Annotated in this window: 1 pseudogene; it reads right to left on the bottom strand. The window is 73.8% G+C overall.

Annotated elements, in window-relative coordinates:
• Positions 1-233: pseudogene (locus tag H0X91_RS34725) on the bottom strand (universal stress protein); the annotation flags it as partial.
• Positions 234-469: the final 236 nt, after the last annotated feature.

Below are 469 nucleotides of genomic sequence, written 5' to 3'. Positions count from 1 at the left end.
CCCGGTTGGCCGGCCCCCGCGATCCCATGGGACAGGCCCTGCGCCCGCGCGGCGGCTTCCACTTTCGCACCGTGTCCGGGCAGCCGCGCTCCGGATAAACGCGAGTCCGGCGCGGCGGCGGGCAGCACGAACGTGACCCGCGCGCCGACCGCGCGCGCCAGTTCGAGCGCGTCGCCGATCGCGTCGATGCCGCCGGGCGCGTCGTCGACCGTCACGAGCAGATGGCGGTACATCGTGTCGCTCCGCTCAGCCGGCGGTCGGCGCGCTACGCGTCGCGCCGGTCGATACGATCTTCATGGGTGCCCTCCTCGTGGCGTTCGTCATGCATCGGAACCCATGCTATCGACGCCGCGCCGGGGCGGCCCCACTCGTCGCGGGGGGGATTGACGCACGAACGCGGTTCGACCGATCCTTGCCGCACGCCCACCCCGGACGCTGGCCCGCACGGCTCCGCCGGACTCCACTGCTG

This window comes from Burkholderia sp. 9777_1386 (assembly GCF_015712265.1).
Taxonomy (GTDB): Bacteria; Pseudomonadota; Gammaproteobacteria; order Burkholderiales; family Burkholderiaceae; genus Burkholderia; species Burkholderia cenocepacia.
Note: the sequence above shows the minus strand (reverse complement) of the source record. Positions and strands in the feature narration are given on the sequence as shown.